Annotated in this window: 29 protein-coding genes and 1 pseudogene; 9 read left to right on the top strand and 21 right to left on the bottom strand. The window is 35.7% G+C overall.

Annotated features, from left to right (window positions below):
- Positions 1-205: 205 nt before the first annotated feature.
- Entirely contained in the window at positions 206-526 is a 321-nt protein-coding gene (locus tag CD003_RS18080; RefSeq protein ID WP_096202641.1) for a thioredoxin family protein, read from the bottom strand.
- A gap of 23 nt (positions 527-549) precedes the next feature.
- Positions 550-1,056 carry a hypothetical protein gene (locus tag CD003_RS18075; protein WP_096202640.1) on the bottom strand — a complete coding sequence of 169 codons (507 nt, stop codon included), beginning with the start codon at positions 1,054-1,056 and terminating at the stop codon, positions 550-552.
- 188 nt (positions 1,057-1,244) lie between these two features.
- Here CD003_RS18075 and CD003_RS18070 point away from each other — a divergent pair.
- Positions 1,245-1,374: pseudogene (locus CD003_RS18070) on the top strand (YtoQ family protein); the annotation flags it as partial.
- Positions 1,375-1,492: 118 nt separating this feature from the next.
- Here the strand turns inward: CD003_RS18070 and CD003_RS18065 are convergent.
- The 4 genes from CD003_RS18065 to CD003_RS18050 form a co-directional block, all read right to left on the bottom strand.
- On the bottom strand, positions 1,493-2,008 hold the full coding sequence (locus tag CD003_RS18065) for a DUF84 family protein (protein WP_096202639.1): 516 nt from the start codon (positions 2,006-2,008) through the stop codon (positions 1,493-1,495).
- Between the two features lie 18 nt (positions 2,009-2,026).
- Positions 2,027-3,100: a M42 family metallopeptidase gene (locus CD003_RS18060; protein ID WP_096202638.1), complete on the bottom strand. Its 1,074-nt coding sequence runs from the start codon at positions 3,098-3,100 to the stop codon at positions 2,027-2,029.
- A gap of 177 nt (positions 3,101-3,277) precedes the next feature.
- Complete coding sequence (gene queC, locus CD003_RS18055) at positions 3,278-3,964, bottom strand: 7-cyano-7-deazaguanine synthase QueC (protein WP_096202637.1); 687 nt, start codon at positions 3,962-3,964, stop codon at positions 3,278-3,280.
- A 3-nt stretch (positions 3,965-3,967) separates the two neighbouring features.
- A complete protein-coding gene (locus CD003_RS18050) occupies positions 3,968-4,708 on the bottom strand; it encodes a 7-carboxy-7-deazaguanine synthase QueE (RefSeq protein WP_096202636.1) in 741 nt (246 codons plus the stop codon).
- Between the two features lie 223 nt (positions 4,709-4,931).
- Here CD003_RS18050 and CD003_RS18045 point away from each other — a divergent pair, with 223 nt between their 5' ends.
- The gene (locus tag CD003_RS18045; RefSeq protein WP_096202635.1) at positions 4,932-5,240 is read left to right on the top strand and encodes a PepSY domain-containing protein; all 309 of its coding nucleotides are present in this window, start codon (positions 4,932-4,934) and stop codon (positions 5,238-5,240) included.
- A gap of 239 nt (positions 5,241-5,479) precedes the next feature.
- Here CD003_RS18045 and CD003_RS18040 read toward each other — a convergent pair whose 3' ends face one another.
- Both CD003_RS18040 and trmB read right to left on the bottom strand, forming a co-directional pair.
- Positions 5,480-6,334, bottom strand: coding sequence for a YtnP family quorum-quenching lactonase (locus CD003_RS18040; RefSeq protein WP_096202634.1), 855 nt, complete (start codon positions 6,332-6,334; stop codon positions 5,480-5,482).
- Positions 6,335-6,507: 173 nt separating this feature from the next.
- Positions 6,508-7,146 carry a tRNA (guanosine(46)-N7)-methyltransferase TrmB gene (trmB, locus tag CD003_RS18035; RefSeq protein ID WP_096202633.1) on the bottom strand — a complete coding sequence of 213 codons (639 nt, stop codon included), beginning with the start codon at positions 7,144-7,146 and terminating at the stop codon, positions 6,508-6,510.
- Positions 7,147-7,262: 116 nt separating this feature from the next.
- Between trmB and CD003_RS18030 the strand changes: the two genes are divergently transcribed.
- Positions 7,263-8,072, top strand: coding sequence for a hypothetical protein (locus CD003_RS18030; RefSeq protein WP_096202632.1), 810 nt, complete (start codon positions 7,263-7,265; stop codon positions 8,070-8,072).
- A gap of 165 nt (positions 8,073-8,237) precedes the next feature.
- The gene (locus CD003_RS18025) at positions 8,238-8,486 is read left to right on the top strand and encodes a YtzH-like family protein (RefSeq protein ID WP_096202631.1); all 249 of its coding nucleotides are present in this window, start codon (positions 8,238-8,240) and stop codon (positions 8,484-8,486) included.
- A gap of 292 nt (positions 8,487-8,778) precedes the next feature.
- Here the strand turns inward: CD003_RS18025 and CD003_RS18020 are convergent, their stop codons facing one another.
- Positions 8,779-9,552, bottom strand: coding sequence for a phosphotransferase (locus CD003_RS18020; protein ID WP_373558580.1), 774 nt, complete (start codon positions 9,550-9,552; stop codon positions 8,779-8,781).
- Between the two features lie 170 nt (positions 9,553-9,722).
- Positions 9,723-11,858 (bottom strand): type I pullulanase, encoded by a 2,136-nt coding sequence (pulA, locus tag CD003_RS18015; protein ID WP_096202630.1) that lies wholly within the window; start codon positions 11,856-11,858, stop codon positions 9,723-9,725.
- Between the two features lie 124 nt (positions 11,859-11,982).
- Between pulA and purU the strand changes: the two genes are divergently transcribed.
- Entirely contained in the window at positions 11,983-12,855 is an 873-nt protein-coding gene (gene purU, locus CD003_RS18010; protein WP_096202629.1) for a formyltetrahydrofolate deformylase, read from the top strand.
- 48 nt (positions 12,856-12,903) lie between these two features.
- Here the strand turns inward: purU and CD003_RS18005 are convergent, their stop codons facing one another.
- From CD003_RS18005 to thpR, 5 genes are all read right to left on the bottom strand, one after another.
- Positions 12,904-13,221, bottom strand: a complete 318-nt coding sequence (locus CD003_RS18005; RefSeq protein ID WP_096202628.1) for a type II toxin-antitoxin system HicB family antitoxin — start codon at positions 13,219-13,221, stop codon at positions 12,904-12,906.
- Between the two features lie 152 nt (positions 13,222-13,373).
- The gene (locus CD003_RS18000) at positions 13,374-14,333 is read right to left on the bottom strand and encodes an NERD domain-containing protein (RefSeq protein WP_096202627.1); all 960 of its coding nucleotides are present in this window, start codon (positions 14,331-14,333) and stop codon (positions 13,374-13,376) included.
- Between the two features lie 93 nt (positions 14,334-14,426).
- On the bottom strand, positions 14,427-15,113 hold the full coding sequence (locus CD003_RS17995) for an LrgB family protein (RefSeq protein WP_096202626.1): 687 nt from the start codon (positions 15,111-15,113) through the stop codon (positions 14,427-14,429).
- Positions 15,113-15,478 (bottom strand): CidA/LrgA family protein, encoded by a 366-nt coding sequence (locus tag CD003_RS17990; protein WP_096202625.1) that lies wholly within the window; start codon positions 15,476-15,478, stop codon positions 15,113-15,115. The genes CD003_RS17995 and CD003_RS17990 overlap by 1 nt, the downstream gene beginning before the upstream one ends.
- The gene (gene thpR / locus CD003_RS17985) at positions 15,475-16,053 is read right to left on the bottom strand and encodes an RNA 2',3'-cyclic phosphodiesterase (protein WP_096202624.1); all 579 of its coding nucleotides are present in this window, start codon (positions 16,051-16,053) and stop codon (positions 15,475-15,477) included. Before thpR ends, CD003_RS17990 begins: the two co-directional genes overlap by 4 nt.
- 227 nt (positions 16,054-16,280) lie before the next feature.
- On the opposite strand from thpR, the gene cysK reads away from it, so the two are divergent.
- Together cysK and CD003_RS17975 are read left to right on the top strand one after the other, a co-directional pair.
- On the top strand, positions 16,281-17,213 hold the full coding sequence (gene cysK, locus CD003_RS17980; RefSeq protein WP_096202623.1) for a cysteine synthase A: 933 nt from the start codon (positions 16,281-16,283) through the stop codon (positions 17,211-17,213).
- Positions 17,214-17,585: 372 nt separating this feature from the next.
- The gene (locus CD003_RS17975) at positions 17,586-18,299 is read left to right on the top strand and encodes a YwaF family protein (RefSeq protein ID WP_096202622.1); all 714 of its coding nucleotides are present in this window, start codon (positions 17,586-17,588) and stop codon (positions 18,297-18,299) included.
- A 52-nt stretch (positions 18,300-18,351) separates the two neighbouring features.
- Here the strand turns inward: CD003_RS17975 and pepV are convergent, their stop codons facing one another.
- Positions 18,352-19,749, bottom strand: a complete 1,398-nt coding sequence (gene pepV, locus CD003_RS17970) for a dipeptidase PepV (RefSeq protein WP_096202621.1) — start codon at positions 19,747-19,749, stop codon at positions 18,352-18,354.
- A 284-nt stretch (positions 19,750-20,033) separates the two neighbouring features.
- On the opposite strand from pepV, the gene CD003_RS17965 reads away from it, so the two are divergent.
- On the top strand, positions 20,034-20,252 hold the full coding sequence (locus CD003_RS17965) for a DeoR family transcriptional regulator (protein WP_179295615.1): 219 nt from the start codon (positions 20,034-20,036) through the stop codon (positions 20,250-20,252).
- Between the two features lie 71 nt (positions 20,253-20,323).
- Here the strand turns inward: CD003_RS17965 and CD003_RS17960 are convergent, their stop codons facing one another.
- The 4 genes from CD003_RS17960 to ftsW all read right to left on the bottom strand — a co-directional run bounded on the left by CD003_RS17960 (position 20,324) and on the right by ftsW (position 24,341).
- Complete coding sequence (locus CD003_RS17960) at positions 20,324-21,037, bottom strand: pseudouridine synthase (RefSeq protein WP_096202620.1); 714 nt, start codon at positions 21,035-21,037, stop codon at positions 20,324-20,326.
- Between the two features lie 8 nt (positions 21,038-21,045).
- On the bottom strand, positions 21,046-21,711 hold the full coding sequence (locus tag CD003_RS17955) for an NAD(P)-binding domain-containing protein (RefSeq protein ID WP_096202619.1): 666 nt from the start codon (positions 21,709-21,711) through the stop codon (positions 21,046-21,048).
- Between the two features lie 87 nt (positions 21,712-21,798).
- Positions 21,799-22,971 (bottom strand): rod shape-determining protein RodA, encoded by a 1,173-nt coding sequence (gene rodA / locus CD003_RS17950; protein ID WP_096202618.1) that lies wholly within the window; start codon positions 22,969-22,971, stop codon positions 21,799-21,801.
- A 206-nt stretch (positions 22,972-23,177) separates the two neighbouring features.
- Positions 23,178-24,341, bottom strand: coding sequence for a putative lipid II flippase FtsW (gene ftsW, locus CD003_RS17945; protein WP_096202617.1), 1,164 nt, complete (start codon positions 24,339-24,341; stop codon positions 23,178-23,180).
- A 422-nt stretch (positions 24,342-24,763) separates the two neighbouring features.
- Here ftsW and CD003_RS22015 point away from each other — a divergent pair, with 422 nt between their 5' ends.
- The gene (locus tag CD003_RS22015; RefSeq protein WP_096202616.1) at positions 24,764-24,976 is read left to right on the top strand and encodes a hypothetical protein; all 213 of its coding nucleotides are present in this window, start codon (positions 24,764-24,766) and stop codon (positions 24,974-24,976) included.
- Between the two features lie 330 nt (positions 24,977-25,306).
- Here the strand turns inward: CD003_RS22015 and CD003_RS17935 are convergent, their stop codons facing one another.
- On the bottom strand, positions 25,307-26,944 hold the full coding sequence (locus tag CD003_RS17935) for a putative polysaccharide biosynthesis protein (RefSeq protein WP_096202615.1): 1,638 nt from the start codon (positions 26,942-26,944) through the stop codon (positions 25,307-25,309).
- Between the last annotated feature and the right edge of the window lie 38 nt (positions 26,945-26,982).

The raw sequence follows: 26,982 nt of genomic DNA, 5'->3' as shown, positions 1-26,982 counted from the left end.
TCTTTCCTCCTGCGTTTCTTATGTGCTTTCTATTGTAACACGACTACTTGGAACATCAAAAAATAATGGACGGAACTGTTTAATTGTTAGTTGGTAATTGTTAATGGTTAATTTTTCGATTTTAGAATTATCCATTAACCATTAATCATTAATCATTAAAAAAAGCCCTTCTACCAACTAGTGGTAAAAGGGAAGTATCTCTAACTTATTTAGCTTCTAATGCTTTATTTAGGAAGTCTTCGATTTGCTCTTTAGACTTTCTATCCTTACTTACAAATCGTTCAATTTCTTTTCCATCATTAAAGGCAATAAAGCTTGGAATACCAAAAATGTTTAGTTCACTACATAAATCAATACCTTCATCTCGATCTACAAACAGAAACGTAAATTCTGGATAATCTGCTTCTAACATAGGTAAAAATGGCTTAATAACAACACAATCTGGACACCAGTCTGCTGAAAATAAAACGGCTGATAAACCTTTTTCGATTTCTTTTTGAAATTCAGTTGATTTAATAGTTTTCATCTTCTTCTCTACCCCTTTATCACTCATTTAAATTCAATCGAATGTAGGATTTCAGTTGCTAAAGTCGTACTCTCCTCAAGAGCTTCTATAGATGTGAGTGTAGTAAGTTTAGTCCCACCTAGTCCTACAATTAACTTCATGTCTTCTGTTTCGTCTGATGATACAATAAGATAGCCCAGTTTCCCTTCTTCTTCTACCACCTCAAAAAGATAAGACTCTTGTTCAAACTCCTTATCTCTTTCTAAATTCAAGTCGCTATCTAATGGCACTGATGGATTATAAAATAGCAAAAATATTTGTCCACCTTTATCTAAGACAATATTATACTCTTCTTCTTCTTCAAGGTTCATTCCTCTAGGTAAATAAAAATTTATTTGGTCTAATTCTTCATTAGGTTCTATTTTTTCTAATGAAAAGCTCTCATAAAATTTTTCAGAAGCTCCTACTAATGCTTCATCCATAGATACCTGACAACCAGTTAGTATAATGGAAAACAATATACCAACTACAATATACTTCAGCCACTTCATTTTCTTTCTCCTCTCTAACTAGGACGAAATTCTATCATTATATTTTAGCTTTTTATCTTAAATTTTAATTTTTGCTTACTCTATCATACATTGAAACAATTTTCCTTGACAAGACAATCTGACAAATTTCGATAAAAACCCTCCTGATGAACAGCAAATATAAATGCTAATTAGACTATTACCTTCAAAAACCATTAATTCTTATACGCCCTGAATCATTGCACCACCCATTAAAAGAATTAGCAAACAAAGCTCAAATTGTTGTAGAACCCTGAACAAGCATTAAAAACGCTTTCTTACGTGTTTGAGACAAAATAAGAAACAATGTGTGAAGGGATTGGCCTCCTTATTCTTGCTTTCAATTAAAATTACTTTTTTATTCATAAAAAAAGGATACGATGAATAGGTTTTCACCCGTTCGCCGTATCCTTACTTTCTACCTATCTTGACTATATTCATATTGCCCAATAAGAAGCTTTACAACATGCGAGAACATTTCATCACGAGTAACCAAGCCGTTCGTAAATACACCAATAGCACCTTGCTTCTTACGTACGTCTGCATCATTCGTTATAATCCCCATTATTTCACCAAGCTCTTTTCCTTCCTTTAAGTGAGAAGAAACGATTTCAGGAAGAAGAATTTTCGCACCACTGGCAACAAATAGCTCCCCACTTCTTGTGGCTAACGCTCCCCAATTACATAGCATCATGCCTAGCTCCGTTTCTAATACGCCACCTTCTAACCCAATTCCTGCATCTACGCTCATATCTATTTCAATGGTTGCCTTCGCTCGTTCAATTGCCCCTTGCCTTGTTTCATCGTCTGAAAAGGGTTGTGCTGAAACTCGAGAGGGAGCATCTATGCTAACGATGGCAGTGTCATTAGTGAATACTGATTGTACAGCTTTAATCTTTACCGGATTGGTTGAACCTACTGCTACTCTCTTCACTACAATCACCTATTTTGATTAGCTATTTTGTAGAATCGTATCAACTGCAGATTTATCAGTTTGTTTAACTAATTTAATAAGTAATTCTTTTGCAGCTGCATAGTCATCTACATGAATGATAGAACCACTTGTATGGATATATCGTGAGCAAATCCCTACAACTACTGACGGCACACCATTGCCTGTTGTATGAACTCGACCTGCATCAGTTCCACCTTGAGAAATAAAGTATTGATATGGAATGTCGTTACTCTCAGCTGTATCTAACACAAAATCACGAATACCACGATGTGTAACCATTGTACGGTCGTAAATACGAAGCAATGCTCCCTTTCCTAAATGACCAAAAGCATCCTTACCACCTGTTGCATCATTTGCAGGACTAGCATCTAATGCATAGAAAATATCCGGCTCAATCATTTGGGCTGCTGTAGCTGCACCACGAAGACCTACTTCCTCTTGAACAGTTGCTCCAGAATAAAGTGTATTAGGTAACGTTTCACCTTGTAATTCTTTTAATAATTCAATTGAGAGCCCAACACCATAACGGTTATCCCATGCTTTCGCTAAAATTTTCTTCTCATTTGCCATCGGTGTAAATGGCATTACTGGTACGATCTGTTGACCAGGTTTTACACCTATTTTTGTCGCATCTTCTTTATCATCAGCACCGATATCAATATACATTTCTTTAATATCCATCGGTTTTGCACGTTGTGAATCTTGAAGTAAATGAGGTGGTGTTGAGCCAATAACCCCGATAACTGGACCATTATCCGTCATGATTTGCACACGTTGTGCTAAAAGTACCTGACTCCACCATCCGCCTAATGTTTGAAAGCGGATAAGTCCTTTTTCATTAATATTCGTTACCATAAAACCAACTTCATCCATATGGCCAGCGACCATAACCTTTGGTCCTTTTTCGTCACCTTTTTTGATACCAAAAATACTACCTAAACGATCTTGTATGATGTCATCTGAATACTTTTCTATTTCAGAGCGAACAAAACGACGAACCTCATGTTCAAACCCAGGTGCCCCCTGTAATTCCGTTAACGTTTTAAATAATTGTAATGTATCTTTGTTCATGATGAACTCCTTTCGCGTTCCGAATAATATGTACATAATACATTCTACATAAAACTAAACAACTTTATCAATCAAAGTCCTTTTCTATCTTAGTTTATACAAAAATGAGCATTACTTGCTAATGGATAATGATTAATGGTTTTCTTATATAAAAATAGAGTGAAAATAAATTCCACTCTACCAGTCAATGCTTATTTCGTATTCAATTGGATCTTTTGAACCTGCTTCTTTAAAACCTTTGATGCGTAGTAAGCAACTTTCACATTTGCCACAGGCTTTCGCTCCACCGTTGTAGCAGGATGTTGTTAAATCGTAAGGTACCTCAAGACGAAGCCCTTCCTCTATTGTTTCTTTCTTTGTTAAATCAATTAATGGCGTTGCAATTTTCATTAGACTACCAGTTGCACCTTGCTTCGTTGCTAAATTCACAGTAGCCTCCATGCTTTGAATAAATTCTGGTCGACAGTCAGGATAGCCACTGAAATCAACAGCCGACACACCGATATAGATAGCTTCCGCACCTATAACTTCCGCATATGCACTTGCTAAAGATAGAAAAATCATATTTCTAGCAGGAACATACGTAGAAGGAATTTCTCCCTCATGAACTCCTTCTGTTGGAACATCTATCGATTCATCGGTAAGAGCACTACCACCAATTTGGTTTAAAAATTGTATATCTACTAATCGATGCTCTTTAACGTTAAAGTAGGATGCAATTTTTTTCGCTTGCTCTATTTCCCGGTCATGGCGTTGCCCATAGTGAAATGTCATTGGGTATAGCTCATATCCCTGTTCCTTTGCAATTCCCATACAAGTCGTACTATCTAAACCACCACTTAAAACAATGACTGCTTTTTTCATTTATTATACCCCCCTTTTATTCGGGTCCCAAATTATTTTATGCAACTGTAAACTTACCTTTACATTTGAAAGCTTTTCAGCCAACACCTTCTCAACAAGTGTAGCTGGTGACATTGTTTCCCACACAGGACTCATAAGTATCTGCCCTAAATCATGATAGGTTTGGATTGTCTCCTTCGCAATCTCAAAATCCTCATCAGACGCTATTACAAATTTAATTTCATCAGACTGCGCTAGTAGGGAAAAATTATCATGATTCATCTTTTCATTTTCCCCCGACGCTGGCAATTTATAATCAATGACAAAACGAACCTTGTCCTTTACAGTCTTTATCGTTTCTCTCATTTGAACAAAAGGTAGTAAGTCAATTGCACCATTCGTCTCTATATGAATATCCTCTATATGTGGTAGTTCTGCCATAGCCAGTAATAAAGCTGCAGACTTTTTCCCATGTATAAGAGGCTCTCCGCCAGTAAAACAAATTCTTTTGCTTGAAAATTCACTAATTTTATCGACAATTTCTTGAATCGTTGCTTCAAACTCTGGCTTAGAGGGAGCATAACTATAAGGGGTATCACACCAAGTACACCTTAAATTGCAATGGAACACACGTACAAAAACTGTTGGGAATCCTGCTCCACTTCCTTCTCCCTCAACCGTTTCAAAAATTTCAACCATTGGAAGTTTCCAATTCAAATAATCAGACTCTAATAATAGGTCTGAATAACAATGTGTAGATTTCATAAAACCACTCTCCCTAGTTTTGTTTTTAGAGGGGAGGGAATTACGAACCCTCTAATGAACTAATTAATAATAACAAAAATAACGGTCACATTAAAGAGGGTACTCAATTATCATACTTATAGTTAAATTTTGTCTATTTTAATAAACTTACGGATTTATTTGGAATATTTATGGGCTTTAGCTATACTATAAGCATAATGATATTGAAAGGGCGGTTTTACAAATGGGAATGAAACGATTTGCACTTGGTATTGGTATTGGCTTAGCAGTTGGATACCTTCTAAGCAATAAGCTAGAGAATGACAACATTACACCAGAGCGCGCACTTAAATTAGTGAAACATAGCCTAGAAAATAACAAGATAAACATAAACGGCTCTTGGATTCACATGATTCCAGAGGACTTTGAGAAGAATAATTTAACATATACGGTCTATCGCGGAGGAGTAACAACGTTAACTGATGATGGCTCAATTCAATACGATTTTATGGTAGATACAAAGACAGGTACGATTATACATTTAGATAGCTAAAGTGTCTGATGAAAAAGTGTGATTTTCACTTTTTTTGTGGCCTTGAAGTAATGTGCGAAGCAGTTGCCTCTTTTCAAAAGCTTGCTATGAGTGATTTTCTCATAGCAAGCGCGCAACGTGCGGAGCCATTACTGCTTCTCTAATCGTTTGGATTGAACTTTTCAGTGCCCTCGTTATGAGTGAGTTTTCTCATAGTAGGCTCGCAACTTATTTATCTAATTAAATGATTTATAGTGCCTCTATTCATAGGAATACTGTTCTCGTAAAATCTCTCCAATTACTTCACCTTGCTCATTCCATTTAATTGCACGGTACTTATAGTCATGATAGAAGATAAACCATGATTCTTCCTTTACTCCATTAATTAGCCATTTTTCCTTTGCAGCTATCGATGTCATAGGATAATCATCGTATGCTAACACCCATAAAACATTGTTATGTGCATGTGTAGGCATAATGTCTGCCATATGGATTAACCTTTCTCCATTTCGCTCAATTACAATAATGCAGTGTCCATCGCTATGACCACCTGTATGAATCATTTCAATTCCTGGTAAGATCTCTAACTTCTTTGTAAAAGTTTTCACTTTCCCCTCTATCGGTTTCCAGTTTTCTTCCCAGTATGTATTTTGAGAACGGATATTTGGATTTCGCATTTCATTCCACTCAATATCAGAGGCATAGATGATAGCGTTTTCAAAAGTAGGAACTAATTCCTCACCTTCATATTTCACTAGGCCACATACATGATCAAAATGCAAATGAGTCATCATCACAATATCGATATCTTTTGTTGTTAATCCTAGCTCTTGTAAATTTTCATTTATAAACGATTCTTCTTTAATTGCATAATTCCGCTTTTGCTTCTCATTAAATCGGTCATTACCAATCCCTGATTCAATTAAGATGTTTTTACCTTCTACTTGTAACAACATTGGATCTGCTCGAAGTTCTACTTGATTCTTCTCATTTACAGGATATTTTTTACTCCACAATGGTCTTGGAACAACACCAAACATCGCTCCGCCATCCATAAACGTTACTCCACCACGTAACCAAGTTAGTGTAAGATCTCCTACTTTCATCTGCTCCATAAATAGTTCCTCCCTTTTGTCTGGTTTATAGAAAGAATTTTCAGTATTTATTTTACCATAGATGGCAAAGCTGAATGAAAATACTTGCTTAAGAGATTTCTTAATTGCCTATTGCTTCAGTAGTTGTCCCAAAAATAAAAGGACTTCTACACTATGTAGAAATCCTTTGGAGTTTATCGGTATTGAGCCTCACAACGATAAATTCTCATTCCCTTTTCAGAGAATTTTTGTTCATATTCTGTCATGATATTTCCTTCAAAATCACTCTTGTGAAGGTCAAGACTGACATTATTTAAAATTAACCCATACTTAGAAAAGCTATGCAGTGAATACTCAAATAACCCTTGGTTGTCAGTTTTAAAGTGAATTTCACCCTTTTCACCCATAACTTGTTCATATAACTTTAAAAATGCTTCATACGTTAAACGACGTTTTTCATGTCGGTTCTTTGGCCATGGATCGGTGAAGTTAATATATACTCTCTCTAACTCACCTTCAGCAAAAAATATAGTTAATTCAGCTACATCTTCATTTAAGAATTTTACATTTTGGATATTATTATCCTTCACACGCTCTAGAGCAGTAATAATGACACTATCGTATTTTTCAATACCAATGTAATTAATATCTGGATTAGCTTGTCCCATCCCAGTTAGAAATTGGCCTTTACCAGTACCAACCTCAATATGAATAGGGTTGTTGTTTTCAAACAAGTACTTCCATTTTCCGGCCATTTCAACAGGGTTTGGAACAACAATAGTTGGATTTTGAGCAATCATATCCTTTGCCCATGGTTTATTACGTAAACGCAAGATCGTTCACTCCTTGTTCAAGTAATTTATACGAGATTTATCTATATCGATCGTTTAATATAATAAATAAAGCTCTTTCATTTATTTAGTATGTTATCAAGAAAGGATGTTTGACCATGTTGAACCAGCCACAACCAGTCTTTAGTTATACAATTCCTTATTATATCTCTGAAATTGGAGAAAGTATAGAGATGTTTGTTTCAGAAAAAACATATGAATTATATTTAGCTTCTCAAAAAAACTACCCTTTAGTCATTATAAGTGGTAGCCTTCATCCATTTGGTGAGGAATTTGGAGGGACTACGACAACTCTATTCGATAAGGAGAAAGCAATTCTATGTATAGGTTTACTCGATTTACAGCAATTATCTAATGAATTAATTGATATAGCCATTGCAACAGAATTAGAAAAAATCGCTACATTTAAACAAGAAGAGTTTTTATACATGTTATACACAGAAGATACACCTGAATACGTACAAACCTTTATCGATGATCTTCAACATACGATAACATCAATTCCAATTGCAAAGCGATTAGAAAAGAAAGGCTATCGAATTCTTGAAAGAGAAGAAGTTGTTATGAAAGACTTAGCTGCAAATGAGCTTGCATTAAAAGAGCTGAGAACAAATGAACCATTAAAAAATAGTACTGGACTCTTTTTATTAGACAGATTGTTATTTATATACCAATTGGATAAAAAAAGGTACCAAATATGGAAAAATCAATTGAAAAATTATTGGCCAGAAGTCTTTATTCAACTTGAGGAATTACAACAAGAAATTAAAAAAATGAACCTTTCCACATACAAAGGGCAAAGACGAGCTATTAACAAACTAATAAAAAAAGTAGGATATGATTTATATACGAAGGAAGTTGACTTAAAAGAAATTGAAAAATGGGAACTCCCAGAAGCAATTTCTTAAAAGAAAAGAATGATTTGTATGTGAATATCACATCCTTATAGAAGGTGCCTACATTGATTATAACTTCTTGTGTTCACCTTCTAGACAATCGTTGATGCTATACGTTAAGGACACTTGAGCGATTACGGTTACTTTTTTCAAAATGTAACGAAAGGATGTGTAAGCATGCCATTAAGTAATGATGATAAATTAGGTCTTTTATATGACATTTTACGTAACAAAGAAGAATTTCAGCGGATATCCCCAGATGAATATGATCAAATTACACGTTTAACAAATAACTTGCTACAAGATCAAAATTTAGATCCTCAATTACATCAAACCTTATTAGATATCCAACAAGTATACGGAGATAATAGTGATCCACTATCCGAACCAAATGTCCAAAGCTGGATAGATGTGTATTATCATTAAAGGTTTGAACAAAAAGGTTGATTTATACCTTTTGGGTCAGATCCGATGCAATTTACGGAGTTGCTATCTCTTTTGTATTCGTCCTAAATAGTTTTTCTAATAATAGGACGAGTAACAAACGGAGCAAGCTATTTAAAAAGGCTCCTTGTTTCCCTCATCTGACAATCATTGCGCTAATTCCCCAGGAAATATTGCCAATTTAGATTAGAAATAATAGAGAAATTGTCAAATGACCACTGATGAAGACTAAAAAAGATGTTCATAAGACTACTAAGCCTTATGAACATCTTTTTTATAACAATGTAGTCAAGAATTCTTCCCATTTCGCTACTTCTACATCTTCTCCACGTTCTTTATGCCAAAGAATGATATAGATTGTTTGTGATACTACGTACCAGTGCATCCTACGATGCAAACTATCTGTTAGTTTTTCACCGTAAATCTCGAGCCATTCTCCCCACTTATTTGGTGGGATATATAAATACAAAAGCAATCCTAAATCAAGAGCAGGGTCTGCTACTGTAGCTCCATCCCAATCTATTAAGAACAAATTCCCATCCTCACCTAACACCCAGTTGTTATGGTGAACATCACAATGACAAACGACCATTTTAGGGTTATTTACTTGTTCTTTTTGATAAGATAGATAAAGTAGCCCCTTTTCAATTATAGGGTCAGTAATATTTCTAAGTTCTAATTGCACTGTTATATGTGCAATAATTGAGCATGGTGTTAGAGGGCGGTTTCCGATCCTCTTAAACATATCCAATAATTCACTTGAACGATGAATTTTAGAAAGTAATTTAGCTACAAGAGATTCATTCATTTCATAGGATTTAAGCTCTCGTCCATTTACCCACCTCTGAGCTGTAATTACATCGCCATTTTCTAACCTTTTGGTCCACAACAACTTAGGAACAATGCCTTCAGCGGAAAGTACAGCTAAAAAAGGTGAAGAGTTTCTCTTTAGAAACAATTTTTGTTCACCATGCTGTGCAATATAAGCTTCACCTGTTGCGCCTCCAGCAGGCTTAACCTGCCAACCTTCCTCTAAAAACATTTCCAAGTAATTCACCCTCAATTTCCTCTGTCTTCCATCTTCTATAAATAACACGCATATATAATCTCTATTATAAAATATTTTCAAGAGTTTATGTTGAAAATTTATCATTCTTCTTAGAAAGGTATTTACTTTACTTTTATTACAATAAGTTGATTCACTTTTTATGGACCTACTTACTCGTATAAAATAGTTGTACTAATTGCTGAAACTGTTATTTTATTATCATGAATATTAGATAATGGTATCAAATCTGCTCTTTTTTCGTCAACGACTATTTTCCACTGAACATTATACGGCAACTCAACTTCTACCTCGCTCCAACTACCATTATGAATAACTACAATCCGTTTCCATTCATCAATTCCTTCTAGATGATTAATCATATAACCGATTACCTGTGATGGTGTATTGATAAATTTGATATGTTTTCTTATCGCTTCAGCAGTTCGTAATCTAAAGGCAGGATGTTGTTTGCGAATCTGTATTAATCCCTTTACATAATGAACGTAATCGATGTTTTCAGATTTCCTTTGCCAATCTAATTGATTGACTAAGTCGGAAGCATTATAACTATTCTCATGTCCGTATTTCGTACGGTAAAACTCTTGACCTGCATGGATGAAAGGGATACCCTGTGATACTAGGATTATTGACGTAGCTAAGCGATGCATTTTCTTCCGAATTTCGTCTAATTCTTTAGGATTGGATAGAAGTAACTTATCCCACAAAGTATGGTTGTCGTGCGCTTCAATATAATTTATTGATTGAAATGGTTGTGCAAACAAGTCTGACTCACCATTTAAAGTAATTCCTCCTGTTATGAATTGCTTTAAAGCTTCTGTATTAATACCGTTGCCATTTATAAAACCTTGTTCATTTGTATCAAAGGTACTCCCCTTTAATCCATCACGGAGCCGGTCATTAAAGTGAGAAATACCTGGCATTCTCTTTGCATTATCAATCATAGCCTTTTTATTATCTGGTATAGGAGTTAGTAAGTTCCACCCCTCTCCAAGTAAAAGAATACTGTCATCAACTTTATCTAGCTCATTCCGTACATTATTCATAGTATCTATATCTAAAATACCCATTAAATCAAAGCGAAAACCGTCGACTTCGTATTCCTTTGCCCAGAATGTCACACAATCGAGAATTAGCTTTCTTACCATAAGTCGTTCAGAAGCAATATCATTTCCAACACCTGTACCATTTGCCGGGGAACCATCATCTAAGAAGCGAAAGTAATATCCAGGCACAATTTTTTCGAAATCCGATTTTTCTAGAATGTACACATGATTGTAGACAACATCAAGAATGACTCTGATACCATTTTCATGTAATGTTGCAATCATCTGTTTTAATTCTATGATTCGTGGTGGACCGTGATAAGGATCGGTAGAGTAACTACCTTCTGGACTAAAGTAATGAATCGGATCGTATCCCCAGTTGTATTCGATATCAGACTTAGATTCATCAACGCTGCCAAAATCATTCACTGGTAGAAGCTCTAAATGGGTTATCCCTAAATCCATTAGGTGATTTAAACCAGTCTTCGTTTGTTGTGGGCCGACTGTTCCTCTCTCACTAACGCCTAAGTACTTTCCTTTATTCGTTACGCCACTTAAAGGATGTATTGTTAAATCCCGAACATGCGCTTCGTAAATAATGGCGTCTCCATTATGAGAAAGGTAAGGGCGTTTTGGCCAATAAGGTGGATTTGTTTTATCTAGATTAATAACCATACCTTTTTCACCATTTATTGATGTCCCCTTAACATATGGATCCACTGCTTCATTCCAGCATTGATTGACAAATACTTTGTAGTTATAATATAAACCGTCTACATCTCCTGGAATTGTCATTGTCCATACACCACGTTCTCTTCGTGACATGGCAATCTCTTTACCATCAATATCATGCCAATCATCGAATAAAACAAGACGGACAGCAGTTGCTGTTGGGGCCCATAAACGAAACGTAGTCCCTTCTTTACGATAATTAGGGCCAAGATCGCCCTTTGGATAATAAAACTTTTCATCAAATTCATTTGTACGAACTACTTTTCCAGTTGTAACGAAACACTGATATTTTTGTTTGTATGTTAATAAATGCTCTTTAGCAAATTCATATACTTCAAATAAATGCAATTCAACCTCATACTCATTATGAAAATGAATCGATAAAATAGGAATTTCCCTATTGGCTATTTTTAATATAAAGTCGTTTTCCTTTACATTTTCTTGTTTTTCCGTAAAGAAAACTTTAATAACTGCCATTTCTTCAACATCTGCATTCATGAATTCACTCACAAAACACCCCTCCCTTCAAAAAGATTCTATATAAAATTTATTTTTTCTTTATTTTTGCAATATTTTTTTATATAGTCTTATATATGATTCATTTGGTTAATTATTAGTTATTGGAGGAAACATCATGCTATACAAAAAAAATCAAAATAGAGCTAAGCTTTTAATTTCTTGCCCGGACAAGCCAGGAATAGTCTCGACCATTTCTAACTTTCTTTTCGAGCATGGGGCAAATATTGTACAATCGGATCAATATACAACTGATCCTGAATCTGGAATGTTTTATATGAGAATAGAGTTTGATTTAGACAGCTTTGACGACTCGTTACATACTATTCGAACTAACTTTGAAAGTGTAGCGACAGAATTTTCTATTGATTGGAAACTAGAAAGTGAGAAACGAACAAAGAGAATGGCAATTTTTGTATCAAAAGAAGACCATTGTCTTATGGAGTTACTTTGGAAATGGCGCTCTGGTGAACTACAAGTAGACATTCCCCTTGTTATTAGTAATCATTTAGATTCTCAACAAGCAGTGGAATCATATGGTATTCCATTTTACCATATACCGGTAACAAAGGACACGAAGCAAGAAGCTGAAGTACAAGCTACAAAATTACTACAAGAGCACAATGTGGACTTTATCGTTCTTGCTCGTTATATGCAAATCTTAACATCAGACTTTGTTGAACAGTTTCCAAATCAAATCATTAACATCCATCACTCCTTCTTACCAGCGTTTATAGGAGCTAACCCTTATAAAAGAGCCTTCGATCGTGGAGTTAAGCTAATTGGAGCAACTGCACATTATGTAACAAATGATTTAGACGAAGGTCCGATAATAGAACAAGAGGTTATGCGAGTGAATCATCGTTATACGGCAGAAGAATTAAAAATTGTCGGAAGAAATGTTGAACGTGTTACACTTTCTCGTGCAGTATCTTGGCATAATGATGACAAGATTATTGTTTACGGGAATAAAACAATTGTCTTTGCTTAGACTACACACAAAAAAACGATCCTACTGGATCGTTTTTTTGTGTGTCTTTTATCGCCATTGTTGTATCGCAAGATTGATTTCGTCAAATTCAGTTTTACTCATTGCTGGCTCTACTTCAACGATGTGAATGGGGTTTAATCTCTGCTGTGGTAAATCTACATTCTTCTCAAGCCACTGACAAAAAGCTTCTACTAAACCTTTCTTTGCTTCTTGATAAGTATCACCATAGCTTAAACAACCGTCAACTTCTTTTAGATATATACTATATCCATTCCCAAACGGCCAATTCATTTCTCTTCTAACTACCCATGTAAAAGCTTCGATCATCTTCAATGAACTGCTGTCTGTTTGTATTGCTTTACTCATGCTTATATCCCCTTCAAATAGGAAAAGAAGCCATTTCAAAAGGTATATCACTAATGAAGTAGCCTCAAAGTCCCTCTTTCCATTCGTTCAATTTTCCTATAAGCTATTATACTTAGTTAGAAAGTCATCTTCAACTACATAATAGTTTTTCATTAAAATTCATGGTCTTCCCCTAATTCAATATCTTGTCTCTTATATGCTCTTGTTTGACAACTAGCCAATAGCGCTTTCGCTACTTTAAGCTGAACACTTTTTATCGGTGAAGGATGTTTCTTTAATTTATCAGTCCAAGATTCAAATGTACGTTTATCAATAAATTCAGCTTGAACACCCTGTGCTTTATTATCTATGATACTGTATGGACACAAAACAATTCTTTTGATCGGTAATTTAGCTTCTGCTTCTTCATATATTCCTTTTATTATTCCTGCCATCCGATTAAGTCCAATTAACGGACTTAGGATACGTTTATGATTTTTATCTACGAATTCTAGCCAAAAACGTTCTGTGCTTGCTTCAAATACACTATGCTCATTCGCTTCAACCATCGTAATACAATATACATCAGTAGGACTGATAATAATAATTTCCATATCAATAGGCGCTTGCTTAATATAAAAAATCGGATAATAAAGCACCAAATAATTGTCAGGCAATTGCTGAAGAAAAAATTTCAGCCATTTATCATATCTATATTTTGGATTCACTCTCGAATGTTCCAGTAATGAAGAACTTGCCCACCGAATTTGAGATTCAAACAGGTCGTCATAAAACATTTTCTTTAATTCTTCAATTGTCTTTGCCTTAAACTTTATCACCTTATCCTCATCAACATGCTCTGAGTCTATAACTTCATTCCTTTTTAAGAAAGGTAGAGCTTTTAACCTTTTAACTGCTTCTGAGAAAAAACCTCTTCCTTCACTATCTCCAAGCGAAGTCTGTGATAAATCTTCTATTATATTAGGTATTCTATAGGTTTGATTTACTCGTTCCCATTCCGATTTCACATAATACCAACGTTCTTTCTTAAGTCTGGTAAATTGGCTTGGATAACGATGAATGTCAACCTCATACCTAGAAATGTAATCTTCTAACTTGATTAAGTGAGCCACAATTGAAGTACCTCCACTCCGTGCTTTACTCTCAATAAATATTTGTTCCAAATAGAATAATACCAGTTATTTCTTCATCCCACCAGCTACGAATTACATAAAAAGAAAAACGATCATCGGTCCAAGGATTGATACAACAATTGCACTAAGAGTCATAGCAATAGAACTTGCCGCTCCTTCCCTTTCACCGTTTTCAAGAGCTTTTGCAGTACCTATTGCATGGGAGGCACTTCCTATCCCTATTCCTTTACCTAAGAAATGATGGATTTTGAACCATTTATACATATAAGGTCCAAGTACAACACCACCAATCCCAGCAACCATGACAAATATTGCTGCTAACGGAGGTGCCCCTCCTAATGTTTGAGCGATGTCCATAGCAACTGGTGTTGTAACTGATTTTGGAACTAAAGAGTAAATAATCATCTCTTCTATCCCTAACCATTTAGCTAATTGCAAACCACTTAAAATTCCGATAACTGCTCCTATTGATACTCCTATTATTATAGAGAAAAAATATTTTTTTAACATTTCCCATTGTTTATATAAAGGATACGCCAAAGCTACAACAGCTGGCCCTAAAAGCATTTCTATCCATTTACCTCCTACCATATAAGTATCATATGGAATCTTGAAAACAACGAGGATAAGTATCATTATAATGGTACCTATTAGAATTGGAAGAGTAAAAGGATTAGGATACTTCTGATAAAACTTCCTCGCTCCGAAATATACCCCAACTGTTAATAGAATGATAGAAATTGAAAGTAGGAATTCCATTATAAATTCTCTTCCTTTCTCATCGCAATAAACTGACTAATCCATCCTGAGCTGACCATGACAATTAATGTGCTAACTAATGCCACGACGATTAATAAAAGTCCTTTACCAGCAAACACATCTAGGAAGTTTAAAATGCCAATCGTTACTGGCAAAAAGAGTAAAGGCATATGTCTTAATAATAATTGAGTTCCTTGTTCAATCCATTTTACTTTTACTAGTTTAGTAGCAAATAATAAGAATAATAAAAACATCCCGATAATACTTCCTGGAATGAACAAGTCAAAGGCACCTTGAATCCAGGTGCCAATCCAGAAAAATAGATAAAGGATGAAAATATGTAATATCACTCGTAAAACTGTCACGTTTCTTCACCATCTTTCCCTAATGGAAACCGAAAGATCGCTTCATATTTTGGCGCCTTATCCATGTGAGTTTGAAAAAGAATCACCTCATTAGCATTCCATCTAGTATTCTTTTCTGTAATTCTTTCCTCCAATAACGAACGAGAAAATGGTTCTTGATTTCCCCATTTCCTTGCAATTGTTACATGTGGACGATATGGACGTTTTTCAAGTTCGAATCCAACTGAGCGACAAGCACTTGCTACAGTCTTCTGTAATTCAAATAACCTCTCTTCCTTGTCTATATCTATCCACAGTATTCTTGGATTGGACTCTTTTCCAAACACCCCTAGATTTGTTACTTCTAAGGAAAAGTACTTATGCGATAAAAGTAGAGGCTTAAGTTTATTTTGTAAATTTTCTAGTCTTTCCTTTTCTGCAAAACCTAAAAAGGATAGTGTAATATGATAATCTTCTGGGTGCACCCACTTTTTAAAGTTTAGTTTTTCTTTAAGTTGTGGTTGTGATGTCCAATCTCCTATTTCTTGTTTTAATTTTGCTTCTAGAGGTATAGCAAGAAAAAAATGCGTACCCATAACTATCCACCACCATTTTTATTGTGTTGTTATTTCGAAATATTTAGTTAATAGTATTATTTATTTTACCGAAATTATTAGCAATTGTCCTTACTCTTTTTGGAAACACTTTTATTGTAACGAAAAATAGTGAAGTATCAAACACGATAATACCAATATATAATGTAGGAATTATACATCCTTTTATGGTAAAATAAAATATAAATTAGTATAGAGGAAGTGACTTTATGCGCGTAGTTAATAATATATCGGAGTTAATCGGGAATACCCCCCTTGTAAAGTTAAATCGTATTGCTGATACAAAAGGGGCACAAGTATATTTAAAACTAGAATTTTTTAATCCAAGTGGCAGTGTAAAAGACCGTGCTGCTTATAACATGATTGTTCAAGCTGAAAAAGAGGGCTTAATAAATGCAAATTCCACTATTATTGAACCGACTAGCGGAAACACAGGAATTGGCCTTGCTATGACTGCAGCTGCTCGTGGCTATCGTTCCATTCTTGTTATGCCTGATACAATGTCTCAGGAAAGAATTAACCTTCTTAAAGCATATGGAGCAGAGGTAGTTTTAACTGATGGAGATAAGAAAATGCCTGGGGCAATCGATAAAGCTCACGAACTTGTAAAGGAAATCCCTGGAGGCTTCATGCCAATGCAATTTGAGAACAGTTCAAACCCTGATGCTCACCGGCATACAACAGCAGTAGAGATTAAAGAGAGTCTTGATAGTATCGGTAAGAAGTTATCTGCATTCGTCGCAGCTTCAGGTACTGGTGGAACAATTACAGGTACAGGAGAGTCATTACGTGAGTTCTATCCTGACGCAACTGTTCACGTTGTTGAACCAGCTGGCTCTCCTGTTCTCTCAGGTGGCAAACCAGGACCACATAAATTAGTAGGAACTAGTCCTGGCTTTATTCCGCCAATCTTAAACGAAAAAGTGTACGATGAAATCTTAAGAATTGAAGATGAAGATGCGTACCGTGTTACAATTGATTTAGCTCAAAAAGAAGGAATCCTCGTTGGACCATCCTCAGGAGCTGCTTGTTTCGCTGCATTAGAAGTAGCAAAGAAACTAACACCAGACGATGTAGTAGTGGCTATCGCTTGTGATACAGGTGAACGTTACCTATCCACAGATTTGTTTGATTTTGAATGAATCAGTAAGTCTTCTAGCAGTTGGAGTGATAAACTACACTCACTGATTAGTCGTATACTAAACAAATAGTGAATAGATAGGGAGGAGTAATTTCAGGGCTCCCCTAGATACTAGTCCGCTGAAAAAGTGATTTCACTTTTTCAGCGGACTTTAAGTAATGCGCGAAGCCGTTGCCTCTTTTCAAAAGCGCGCTATGAGTAGTTTTCTCATAGCAAGCGCGCAACGTGCAGAGCCATTACCACTTCTCGAATCGTCTAGATTGGACTTTTTCAGCGGCCTCCTAAATACTCATCCTTTCTCTTATTATATTTTGTATAACTTCTTATAAGACTTAGAGAAACTATAAAAGAGTCTTTGCAAGGAGGGGACAATATGGCAGAGTTTATTACGAGGGAAGCTTTCATCGATGAGCATTTGTTTTTTTCAAAGGTACATATCTCAACCGTATTAATTTTTCTTTTATCTGTATGGGCATTTTATCTTTGGCGTAATACAAAATCGATTAAAATATATGGACGTATCGTTATACTACTATTACTTATTGTGTCAGAAATTAGCATACATCTTTGGAGTTACTATGTAGGTGTATGGAATTTGGCGTACCATTTACCTTTGCAATTATGCACTATTAGCCTGTACCTCTGCATAGGGATGCTACTTACTAGAATTAAAATCATTTTTGAATTCGTTTATTTTTTTGGATTAGCCGGGGCATTTTTAGCCATTTTAACTCCTGAGCTATTTTACACATTTCCTCACTTTCGCTTCTTTCATTTTTTCATAGCTCATTTTGCTATTATTTATGCTGTGTTATATATGGTTTGGGTTGAAAAGATGAGGATAACGTTTTATTCCCTTATTAAATCATTTCTTTTTCTAAACGGAGTGGCTCTTACTGCATATATAGCCAACCAAATTACTGGAGCAAATTATATGTACCTTGCGCAGAAACCAACTTCTCCTACTGTACTCGACTATTTAGGTCCATATCCATGGTATATTCTCTCTCTACAAATAGTAGCTTTTACACTGTTCCTTCTTCTTTACATCCCCTTTAAGGTAAGAAACAAAAGAGTTGCAAAATAAGAGGTCAATGAAAAAGTATGATTTTCACTTTTTCATTGACCCCTTACTAACTTTATTTACTCAATTCATAAATCGCTTCTGCATAGATAGAAGTTGCCTTTAATAAATCCTCTATCTCAATATACTCATCTTTTTGGTGGGCTACTTCCTCTCTTCCTGGAAATAGAGGACCAAATGCGACACCAGATTCTAATGACCTTGCATATGTTCCCCCACCGATAGAAAGTAATGTTGCCTCTTCACCAGTTTGGTTTTGATAAACCTTTTGTAATGTCTTAATTAACGGGTGATTTTTGTCGACATGGTGTGGTTTAGAATTATCTAGCAAATTACATTCAAATTCTTTTTCGGACGCCTTCTCTTTAATAGTTTTTATTACCGCTTCATATTCAGTTGTTACTGGATAGCGCATATTAACGCCAATTTTTCCAACGTTCTCAGCATATTGGATTGTCCCAATATTAATTGTTAGATCCCCCGTGATCTCATCAGTATAAGCAATACCTAACCCTTTTCCACGAGAATCATTTACAAAATACTCACTAATGAAGGAGAGAAAATCTTTCCCGTTTCCAATAGAGTAGCCACTTAAAAACTTTGCTAGAAAAAGTCCCGCATTCTTGCCTTTCTTCGGTTCCATTCCATGTGCAGACATTCCTTCTAATGTAAAACGGTAGCCATCACTCTCTTTACGACAAGCACCCTTAAGCTGATTGTTAGCTATAAACTGCTCAAATTCTTCCGCAATATTATCCTTAGAAGCGAATTGTACTACTGCCTCAGCTTTGTCTGGAACCATATTAAAACGGCGTCCAGAAGTAAAGGACACTAGAGTACAATCTCCCTCTTCTTCACTTCCCTTATGTATAAGCTGAAAATCACAAATCCCTTTCTCAGCATAGATAATAGGAAAATCAGCATCTGGAGCAAATCCCACTGTTGGCATTTCCTCATGCTTAAAATAATGGTCAACACATTGCCATGTACTTTCTTCATCTGTACCAATAATCATGCGAACTCGTCTATTTAATGATAGGCCTAAATCTTTAACGAGCTTCATTGCATGATACGCAGCCATTGTTGGACCTTTATCGTCAATTGCTCCCCTTGCATAAATTCTTCCTTCACGAATTTCAGCCGAAAATGGAGGGCTTGTCCATCCATCTCCCTCAGGTACGACGTCGACATGACAGAGTATACCAACGGATTCTTCTCCTTCACCAAACTCTATATACCCAGCATAGCCATCAAGGTTTTTCACTTTAAAACCGTCAGCTTCACCCTTTGTTAACAAATAATTTAAAGACTCCATAATTCCTTTACCAAAGGGGGCATTTCGTGCTACTGACTCTTCATCTAACACACTATTAATTCTAAGGAATACCTGTGTGTCACTAATAATTTCATTTTTTCGTTCATCAATTTCTTTTTGCCAGTTTCTATTATTCATATGTAGAATCTCCTTACTGGATTTATTTTACTTTTTCTACTTTGCTAAATTGACACAATTATTGTACAATAAGTACGAAGGTGGGATTGATGTAAAAGTATAACCTTTGCGATAATAATCTAGACATCAGCCCATCACATTTACAACTCTAGGACTACATTGCTATTAAAGGCTATGTCTCATCAATTATTTGATAAATGCAAATAATTGATATGAATGAAATTTATCCCCCTTTAATACAATGGATGTTAAAGGACTATCATCTATCAATAAGGAGTGGTTTTTTGAAAACTTCAACTGATCGTATGCTGACTCGTATTAAGTCCATCTACCTCTATATTAAACAAAGGGGGACCGTCACAACGAATGAATTAGTTGAAGAGTTTGGGATTACTCAAAGAACAATCCAACGTGACCTCAATGTACTTGAGTACAACAAACTAGTCCGCAGTCCTAGTCGCGGAAAATGGACAGTTACAAAAAGAAAAACAAAGGCTTCATAAAGGAACCATTTAAATAGTAACCTGAAACGTTAGGTCTCCACAGCCGCGCTGTGGTCTTTTTTTGCTCCTAACTATTCTCGATTCCTTAGACTTTCTACTTCTTCCTCTGTCAATTCACGATATTCTCCTAATTTTAATCCTTCATCTAAAGGAAGGGGACCGATCCGCACACGCTTAAGCTCCATTACTTTTTTTCCTACTGCTTGAAACATTCTCTTTACTTGATGGAACTTCCCCTCAGTAATCGTTAATCTTATTTCAGAATGATTATCCGATAATAATATTTCTAGTTCTCCTGGTTTTGTCACATATCCATCATCAAGCTCGACTCCCTTTTGAAATGCAATTACATCCTCTTCCGTTACTTTTCCTAAAATAGCAGCCTCATATGTTTTCGGTACATGCTTTTTTGGCGACATCAACTCATGATTTAGTTTTCCATCGTTAGTTAGAAGTACAAAACCTACTGTATCCTTGTCTAAACGTCCCACTGGAAATGGTTCATAAATTGCATGCTCATAAGCTAATAAATCAACGACAGTCTCATGCTCTATGTCTTCCGTTGCTGAAATTACTCCCTTTGGTTTATTCATCATTAAGTAAATGAAAGGTTTATACTCTACGATCTCACCATGAACGGTAATCTCTTCTTTCGTAGGCTCTACATGCACTTTTCCATCCTTCACAACTTCACCGTTTACATGAACAGTCCCACCCTTAAGTAATTTTTTCACGTCCTTACGTGTGCCGTAGCCCATATTTGCTAGTAATTTATCAATTCTCATACTACACCTCAATCTCTTTCTACTTCTTTGAGTACTTTTTGACCAAATCCACCTAATGTATTATTCATATACGATTGAATCACACCTCTTGTCGTAATTTCAATCGATTGGTTAACTACACTTGTGGAAAGCCCTTCTTTTTCTAATTCTTTTTTTAATAATACCGCCATCTTGATTGCAGTTTCCGTTGCTAGTGTATTTGCTAGTATAGCGTCTTCTTCACTACCGACCTCCACCTTAACGTTCGATCCAAACCAGTTAGTTAACCACTTTCGCTCTTTTTCATATTTTTCAGGAACTAGGAACAATCCTTGATTATCTTTCATCATTTGATTCGCTTGGCCCACACATTTACAAGGGATTACTTTTCCTGTAATAAACTCTTCCACCTCTTCTATCTTTTTTGCCGTAGCAAAGTGATAAAATACCACCTTCTTATTAAATAAACTCCCAAATTCTTTGAAGAATGGCTCATATTCATTACTAGGGAGTAGGATAAAAACTCGTGTAGCTTTTGGGATATCCTCTTTCATAGCAACACGCACACGCTGTTCTTTTAATTGATAGTGCCTGACTTTTTCTGGGTTTCGATTTAACACATACAGCAGATCTTCATTCTCTACTAGTGTAATTAAGCTTTTTGCCAATTCACCAAATCCAATAAAGAGGATCATTTCCCCATCTCCTTCCTATGTAAAAACAAGCGAAATCAAAATAATTTCGCTTGTTTTATATATTATATTCTTATGTTATTTAGCTAATTAATCTTCATCTGTCTGGAACATATAATGTCTCGTTCTCATATTGACATTGAGTACAATCCCTATTGCTATCATATTGGTCATCAAAGCACTACCTCCATAACTAATGAAAGGAAGAGCTAAACCTGTAATAGGCATTAAACCAATCGTCATCGCGATGTTTTGGAAAATCTGAAACACTAATAGACCAACAACACCAGAGACAAGATACGTACCAAAAACACTATTACAATTAAAGGCAATGATAATCATTCGGTAGAATAATAAGAAATAAACCACAATTAGAATCGTTGAGCCTAAAAATCCAAACTCTTCACCAATGACAGTGAAAATGAAATCTGTATGAATTTCAGGAACTCGTTCACTTTGTGACTGTGCCCCTTGCAGAAAACCACTACCGTATAGTTGACCAGCACCAATTCCCTTCAAGGCCTCAACCAGCTGATAGCCATAACTTCCTGCGTTTTCATAAGGATTTAACCAGCCATATATTCGTTCCATCTGGTGATCACGAATGATTTTGTTAAAGATCTCAAAATAATTATTATGAAGCCAAACGAGAACTGTAATACCCAGAACAACCAAGCTTCCCAATAACGAGAGCATTTTTATTGAGACACCTGACATGACAATCATTGTAGCCATAATACTTCCGACTACGAGTGCTGTCCCTAAATCAGGTTGGTCTAATATTAGAATAAAAGGTGGCAACCCGACTGCTAATACCTTACCTACAATAATACAATCTGACTTAAAGCTCTTCTCTCTTCTTTCCGTTGTAATCCGGTATAAGAGATGCGCGAGAGCGATAACTAGAAATATTTTAACAAACTCGGACGGCTGAAATAGGATACCACCAAACCCAATCCATCTCTGCGATCCATTTTGTATGACACCAAACATCTTTACTAATATTAGTAAAATGATTCCGAGAACATACAATGGTATAGAGAAATTTTTAAACAGGTCATAATCAACCGTCATAGCTGCAATCATAAGGAAAATCCCTACAACAAACCAAATAACCTGTCTTTTAACAAAATAAGTCGGATCACTCGAAAAATATTGACCCGAACCACTATAAATTGCGAGTAAACTTATACACATTAATAAAAAAAGTAAAAACAACAATGTGTAATCTATTTGCTGTAAACTTGATTTTCTTTCTTCCATTGCTGCCTCCAGAACAAAACCACAAAGCGGTCTTTTGTTGGAAGCAATGAGCGGATACACTACTATGAACATCTAAAATCAAGGGAAGACCTTGTTATTAGACGTGTAGTGTGAGAAGCCATTGCCACCATCTTCAAATAAGCCTTTATCTTTTAATAAAAACTCTTCTTCTAACATACATAGGGATTGTTTAAAAACAACCTCTACTACTGACTAACTCCAAATCCAGTTGGCTTTGTAGAAATGAGTTCCTTTTCTTCTTCCAATCTTTGTTGTTGCCTTTGATTACGCGATATATTAGCTAGAATTCCAATTGATGCCATTGTAACAAGAAGAGATGAGCCTCCGTTACTAATAAAAGGTAATGGAATCCCCGTGATCGGTAATAGCCCTGTAACTGCTCCTACATTAAAGATAACTTGTATCGCTATTTGAAACACAATACCGAAAGCAAGCAAGCTTCCAAAGGAACTCTTACAACGTGTACCTATCGTAACTCCTTTAAAAAGGATGATACCATGACAAATCATAACAAATGCAACACCAATTACTCCTAATTCTTCTGAAATAATAGCTAAAATAAAATCTGTGTGTGGCTCAGGTAAATATAGGAGCTTTTGAACACTTTGTCCAAGACCAACACCAGAAAGACCACCATGAGCCATCGCAATATAAGACTGAATTAATTGATACCCTGACCCAAATGCATCATTAAAAGGATCTCTATACCCCGTAATCCTTTCTAAACGATAAGATGCATTCATAACAGCAAAAATGAATAAAAACACACCAACACCAAGTAGCATTAATAAATGCCTCATCTTTGCTCCTGAAAAGAAAACAATTAATCCTGTTACGATTAAAATCGAAGTAGCAGTCCCTAAATCAGGCTGAGCTAAAATCATGGCCAGTATAGCACCAACAACAATAAGAGGAGGCATGACCCCTTTTACGAATTGGTCAATATAAGCTTGCTTCTGTGAATAAACTTGTGCTAGATAGATAATCATTCCAAGCTTTACAAACTCGGATGGCTGTAATGTCAGAGGACCAAATCGTAGCCATCTTTGAGCTCCATTAATCTCTGTTCCTGCAAAAAGAACCACTACTAACATAATACCTGACCCTAGTATGATAAACGGTGAAAGCTTTTGATAATATCTATACGGAACATGCATTATAAATAGAAATAATACAATTGCGATGAAAAACCAGACTACTTGTCTTTGTATAAAAAAATAAGAATTACTAAAGTGGTCAAATGCCCATACATAGCTCGAACTAAATACCATGATAAGGCCAAAGAGACTTAGTAATAACATTGTAATGATTAAAACCCAATCATTGTCCTTCTTAAAAGAATATTTCATCACGCACCTCTACCGCATATTATTTTAAACATATGCTTGTACAATTATATCAAACCCCTGTATAGAGAGGAAGAGACTTTAGATGGCAATGCTTGTGAAATAAGCATGGATTTTGTCGAGTATGTTAATTATTTTCTAAAGGCTACTAAAAAGTGTGGTTTTCACTCTTTAGTAGCCTTTAAGTAATAAGCGAAACCGTTGCCTCTATCCAAAAGCACACTATGAATGGTTTCCTTATAGCAAGCGCGCAACTTGCGAAGCCATTACCTCTTTTCGAACCTTCTATATAAGACGTTTTCATGGTCCCCCTTTTTTAATCCTTTTCTGCCTATTTTATATAGCATTAGGCATTTTACTTAAACACTTTTCGCCTAGCTTACATAAGGTACTATACAAATACCTAATTCTTAAGGAGCGATATAATGGATTATTACAGACAGCAAGCTCAACCTCAGTTTTTCCCTTTCCCAACACCAGGAATACCCTACCCATTACCCGGACCATCACCGACACCAGGGACAGGTGCGCTAGAAAGACGTTTAGCAAGAGTAGAAAGACAAGTAGAACGTCAGGGTAATGAACTGGAACGTTTACGCCGCCGAGTAAGACGACTAGAACAGCAATTAGGGTATTGAGAATAATTATGAATTATGAATTGCGAATTGTTAATTTATATTATCTAAGTAATACGCAAAACTTTGTCTCAGCACGATGCTACTGACCATCTTTGATAATACTTTCACTTATCCACATCCGAGTATTTTTATAACATCCAACGAACAAAAACCGCAAAGCGGTCTTTTGTTTAAAGCAATGCGCGGATCCTTTGCCCTTCTTTGAATTAGCTTTCACTTATCCACAGCTAAAGTATTTTTTAATTTCCTAAGCCACCAGAAAAGCCTTCTATGAGTGGTTTACCCTTAGAAGGCTTAAATTGTTTCCCGTTTTGGAGGAGTACCTTTTCGCTATTCACTTTTAACTTTTGAAGCTCTTTTTAAAAATCTAAAACGATGTCCTAGTATTTGTCCTGCTAAGTGTGAACGAACGCTAAGAAAGAAATATGTTGCTCCTCCAACAACTACACCAATCACTAACGCAAGCGAATGATTCAACCACGAAGTAAGTGGAAGTAGAGACGTAACTAGTAATTGAGTAATCCAAACAATCACCGCCATTACCGTCACAAATAGTGTAATGAGTAACGCCCTTTTCCCTATAAATTGATAATTGTAATTTGCATATTTTCCAATTGCCCAAACATTAATCACAATTGCAATTGTATAGCCAAGATACGTAGCAAAAATTCCACCCTCAACACCTAAATTTACAACTAATAAATAGTTTAGACTTAACTTAACAACTAAACCTATCAGTAATCCACCTACAGCAAACCGTTGTTGATTCATCCCCTGTAAGATTGCTGCTGTTACAGAAAATAGTGCTAAGAAAATAGCAATCGGAGCATAGTAACGAAGAATATGCCCCCCCATCACCACTTCTTCAAAACCGTATAGTGTCCCAAAGGAAGGATAGGATAATAACGACAATCCTACTGCTGCTGGTAGTGTGAGAAACAAAATAATTTGATAGGTTTGAGTAATTTGTTTTTGCATCAAATCATGGTTATTATCTGTAAACGATTTTGTTATCGTAGGTACAAGTGTAATCGAAAAGGCAGTTGCTAACGCAACAGGAATTAAGATTAATTTATGTGCCGATTGAGAAAACACGCCAAATGCAGCTTCAGCCTCACTTTGTGAAAGTCCCGATGCAGTTAACCCATTAACAAATGTAAATAAATCTATCAACTGAAATAATGGAATAGCCAACCCTACAAAAGAAAGAGGTAACGCATAGGCAATTAACTCTCGATACATATTTGGAAGAGATATTTGGTGGTTCACAGTACTCTCTTCTAATTGACGATTTAAGTATTCTTTTCTTTTAAACCAATAAATTAGTAGGACTCCTAATCCTCCAAGTGCACCAACGAATGCCCCAAACGTAGCAAACCCAACAGCCATGCCTGTTTCCCCTTGATATACACCAACAATGAGAAACGTAATGCTTAAGATAAAAATAATCCTTACAAGCTGTTCAACCACTTGCGAGACTGCTGTTGGCCCCATCGATTGGAAACCTTGAAAATATCCACGAATAATAGACATAAGTGGGACAATAATCAATGCTGTACTTACCATTCGAATTGTAAATACGATGTCCTCCATCGAGTTTCCATTTAATTCACTAGGGTTTCGAATAATCCACGTAGAAATAGTCGGTGCCAAAAGAAAAAGTATGAGAAATGCTATAAAACCTGTAACTGACATAACAAGCATTCCAGACTTAAAAAGTCTTCTACCAGTATGGTAGTCACCCAACGCATTATATTTGGAAACAAATTTAGAGACAGCTAATGGGACGCCTAATGTAGCTATACTTAATAATACCGTGTATGGAAGATAACCATACGCATACAAAGCAACACCTTGCTGTCCAACTAGGGCAACAAAAGGAAATATGTAGATTAATCCAAGTATTTTTGAGATAAACGTTGCACCGGTTAATATCATTGTTCCACGTAATAGTTTTGAATCAGACATTGTTCATCTCCTATAATAAAAATCACAGTAGGGTCTTT

This window comes from Bacillus sp. FJAT-45350 (genome assembly GCF_002335805.1).
GTDB lineage: Bacteria > Bacillota > Bacilli > Bacillales > NISU01 > FJAT-45350.
Note: the sequence above shows the minus strand (reverse complement) of the source record. Positions and strands in the feature narration are given on the sequence as shown.